This is a genomic window from Candidatus Pelagibacter sp. (assembly GCF_052049815.1).
Classification (GTDB): domain Bacteria; phylum Pseudomonadota; class Alphaproteobacteria; order Pelagibacterales; family Pelagibacteraceae; genus Pelagibacter.
The window spans coordinates 1-4,469 of sequence record NZ_JBNGZG010000057.1; the positions used below are offsets into that span (position 1 = coordinate 1).

Below are 4,469 nucleotides of genomic sequence, written 5' to 3' on the forward strand. Positions count from 1 at the left end.
TGTATCTAAATTTAAATATAAATTAAAATAGTATGAATAAAGAACATTTAAAAAAGACAATATTGAAACTAAAGCGAAAAATACGCTTAAATACTTAAGTCTTAATTTTAACATTTATTAAATTGAACTAATTCTAAATAAATTTTCTACTAATGAGATTGTTTCTTTTTTTGCTAAAAAAACAACTGTATCATCTTTTTGAAAAACAAAATCTGATCGCGGAATAATAATTTTACCATCTCTTAATATTGCTCCAATTCTAATTTCCTCTGGTAAACCTGAATCTTTTAAAGATTTATTTATTAATTCAGATGTTTCAATTATGTCAGCTTCAATTACTTCATATTCTCCATTAAGGATAGTGTATGCTGTCTCAATTGTACCTTTATGAACATGTTTTAAAATACTTGATACCGTATTCATTCTTGGATCAATAAAATCATCAATTTTTAAAGATGACTGTAATAATGAATAGTTTGGTTTATTAATAAGAGCCATTGTTCTTTTATCTTCGATACCTTCGTTATCTTTTGCAAACTTTTCAACAAGAACACTTACCATTAAATTATCTTCATCATCATTTGTTAATGCTAAAACTGTTTCGGCTTCCTCTAAATTTGCTTCCGCTAAAACTTCTTCATCTAAACCATTACCATTGATGACAATTGAGTCGTTTAATTCATTAGCCAAATATTCTGATCTCTCTCTACTTTTTTCAATGATCTTAATTCTAGCAGCATCAAATGTTTCTTCTAAATTTTTTGCTAAATTGTAACCAATATTTCCACCACCAATTATTAAAAGTTTTTTTGAAATCTTTTCATTATGACCAAAAGCATCAAGTGTTTCTGACATTTGATTTGAATTAATTATTACGTAAATTTTATCTTCGTCTTTAATAGTGGAAGTTTTTTTTGGAATTAAAAACTTACCATTTCGAATAATACCAACAATATTAGCTTCTAATTTAGGAAACTTTTTTGTCATATCGTTTAATTTAACACCAATTAATGGACAATTTTTTTTAATTAGAATTTCTAATAATCTAATTTTATTTTCAGCAAATGGAACACTGTCTAAGGCACCAGGAGCTTCGAGTTTTCTTTGAATAGATTTGGCAATTTCTAATTCAGGTGAAATAATCACATCTATAGGTAAATTTTCTTTATTGTAAACTCTTGTAAACTTTGGATTTAAATAATCTTGAGATCTAATTCTTGCAATTTTTTTCGGTACATTAAATATTGAAAATGCTATTTGGCAAATCAACATATTTATTTCATCATTTCTTGTAACAGCAATGATCATATCAGCTTCAGATGCGTTAGCTTTTTCAAGAATTGATGGATAAGTTGCTTTACCAACAATCACTTTTACATCTAAAGTGTCATTAATTTTTTGAATATCTTCACTAGAGAGATCAATAACTGTTATAGAATGACCTTGTTCACTAAGTAATTTAGCAATGGTGTAGCCAACTCTACCAGCTCCACAAATAATTATATTCATTTTAGTTAAATTCTTTAATTCCTAAACCTTTTAATTTTCTATGTAAGGCACTTCTTTCCATACCAACAAAATTTGCAGTTTTAGATATGTTTCCATTAAATTTTTTAAGTTGGATAGATAAATACTCTTTTTCAAATTTTTCTCTAGCTTCTTTTAATGGCACAGATAGGCTATTTTCAGTAATTTTATCACTTAGATTATCCAATTTTAGTGACTCTTTGATTATATTTGTCACTTTATCTTTAGTGTCAGGTTGTAAAATCGCAATTCTTTCAATCAAATTTCTTAGCTCTCTAACATTACCGGGCCAAGAATGATTTAATAAATAATTATTATCTTCATCTATATCTAATTCTCTCAAATTATAATTGTTAGCAATTTTTTGTGAAAAATATTTAATTAATAGTGGAATATCTGAAACTCTTTGGCTTAAAGGTTCTATATTAATTTCAAATACATTTAATCTATGGTAAAGATCTTCTCTAAAGTTACCTATTTCAATTTCATTTTTTAAATTTTTGTTTGATGCACAAATAATTCTTACATCTACATTAATATCAGTATTTCCATTAATTCTTTTAAACTTTTGATCAATTAAAACTCTTAATATTTTTGATTGAATATCTAAAGGTATTTCAGATACTTGATCAATAAGCAATGTCCCTTTGTTAGCTTTTTCTAAAGCACCATATGAAATAATTCCATTTTCTTTTTCTTCACCAAATAACTCAAGTTCGTATTTCTGGCTATCCAATAATGCTCCATTTAAAATAATAAATGGTTTTTTATTTCTTTTAGATTGTTTGTGAATTTTTCTTGCAATTAACTCTTTTCCAGAACCTGAGGGTCCATTAATAAATATTCTACTTTCTGTTAATGAAATTTTTTCAATTTGATCTTTTATAGCAACTAAATTTTTACTATTTCCTACCAAGTCATATGAAGAAAATAATTTAGTTTCATACTCACGATTTTGTTTTTTTAGATTATAATTTTCTACAGCTCTATCAACAAAATTAAGTAATCTATCTTGATCAAATGGTTTTTCTATAAATTCAAAAGCACCATGTTTTAATGATTTAACAGCCATTTCAATATTTGCATGTCCTGAGATCACTATGACAGGAACATCTTTATTTTTAGTTTTTATGTGTGACAGTAATTCAATTCCATCATTATCACCTTTGTCTAATTTTACATCTAGTATAGCAACATCTGGTAATTTTTTATCAATTTCACTTAATGCTTGATCATAATTAGCTGCAACTCTTGTTTTGTATCCATGGTCTAATATTAGATCTCTTAATATATTTCTAATATCAGCATTATCATCAACAATTAAAATTTCAGCGCTCATTAATTTAATATTTACTACTTAGAAAATATAATTTCTACTTTTGCACCCTCATCAATAGGTATAAATTCAATTTTACCATTGTGGTCATTAACAATCTTGCTAACAATTGATAACCCCAAACCTGTACCATTTTTTTTGGTTGTAAAGTATGGATTTAAAATATCCTTAATATTTGCTGCAAAAATTCCAAATCCTATGCCGTTATCAACTAAGTTAATTACTATATGGCCATTATTATCATTTATATCAATAGAAATTTTTTTATTATAATTACTAGTATTTTCGGCTTTTTGCTGAATACTCTCTATAGAATTTTTTATTAAATTAAAAAATACTCTACTCAATTGTTCGTTATCACAATTAAATAATATTTTATTTTTGTTTGATTGAAAATTAATTACAATTGTATCATCTAATTCTTGTAAAAGTTTAATGTTATCTTTAAATAAAATTACCAAATCATTTTCTCTTAAAATTGGTTTTGGCATTCTTGCAAAATCAGAAAATTGATTAACTAATTTTTCAATTTGTTTTATTTGGTTATTAATAATTTTTAAATTATCTTTAAATCCTTCTTTATCATTTGAGTCAATTTGATCAGAAAATTTAGTTTTAATTCTGTCAATTGTTAATTGAATTGGAGTTAAGGGGTTTTTGATTTCATGAGCTAATTTTCTGGCTAAATTTCCCCATGCTTCATGTCTTTCATTTATAATTAATTTTTCTTGTTGGTTCTTAAGTTTATCTATCATAGAGTTAAAGTTTTTATTTAACATTTCCAAATCTTTATCTGTTTTAATACTTGGTACTTTGGTGTTTAAATTTCCTTCCCCGATAGAAGCTGAGGCTAAAATTAAATTATTGATAGATCTGAAAAACCTTGAAGAAAAATGTATTGCAATTGTTATTGAAATAAAAAGCAATAACGTAACTACAATTATATAAATTATAGCAAAAGAAATTTTTATTCCTGTACTTTTTTCCTCAACTGTATAATAAAAATTTATTGCTTCTTGAGACTCTGTTAAATATCTCGAAATATCTTCACCTAAAAAATTTACAACATAAATAAATTTATCTTCATAATTTTGCAATCTCATTATTGCTGCAGATGTATTTTCAAATGCATTTATTATTTTTAATGGTCTATCATCTTCTAAAACAAGATTTAAAGCTTTATCCATAGGAGGAGAGTATTCATTTTTATTATCTAAAGTAGAAAAAATTAAATTTTTATCCTTATCTATAAAATGTATCTCATCAACTTCTCTTATGATTTTTTGAGTTTTTAAAAATCTAGTAAATTCAATCTCATTATTATTTAAAAATTTTTTACTTTTATTGGTATCAAAAGCGATCAAAATTATATCAGATTCAATTTTATTTCTTGCTTCTTGAACATAACTTTTAGCTAATTCATAAGAGTTGTTAACAACTGTAGTAACTCTTTTGTCAAAATATTTTTCTAAAGCAAAAGAAAATAAAAATAATGAAAAAATTGAAATTAATATTGATGGCGCCAGAGTAAATAATGAAAAATAAGCTATATATCTTTTGTTAGAATTTGATCCTCCAATATCTATATCTTTTTTAATAGTTTTTT

The 4,469-nt window shown here is 24.9% G+C and carries 3 protein-coding genes; all 3 read right to left on the reverse strand.

Features of this window, described 5'->3' with window-relative positions; all coding sequences use genetic code 11:
- Positions 1 to 117: 117 nt before the first annotated feature.
- Positions 118 to 1,509, reverse strand: coding sequence for a Trk system potassium transporter TrkA (gene trkA, locus ACTT9D_RS06770; protein ID WP_440931022.1), 1,392 nt, complete (start codon positions 1,507 to 1,509; stop codon positions 118 to 120).
- Between the two features lies 1 nt (position 1,510).
- On the reverse strand, positions 1,511 to 2,866 hold the full coding sequence (locus tag ACTT9D_RS06775; protein ID WP_440931023.1) for a sigma-54-dependent transcriptional regulator: 1,356 nt from the start codon (positions 2,864 to 2,866) through the stop codon (positions 1,511 to 1,513).
- A gap of 14 nt (positions 2,867 to 2,880) precedes the next feature.
- Positions 2,881 to 4,469, reverse strand: a 1,589-nt coding sequence (locus ACTT9D_RS06780; RefSeq protein ID WP_440931024.1) for an ATP-binding protein, incomplete at its 5' end; no start/stop codon positions are given.

Coding starts and splice junctions, on each gene's coding strand:
- trkA (WP_440931022.1), bottom strand. CDS start 1,509: ATGAATATAATTATTTGTGGAGCTGGTAGAGTTGGCTACACCATTGCT.
- ACTT9D_RS06775 (WP_440931023.1), bottom strand. CDS start 2,866: ATGAGCGCTGAAATTTTAATTGTTGATGATAATGCTGATATTAGAAAT.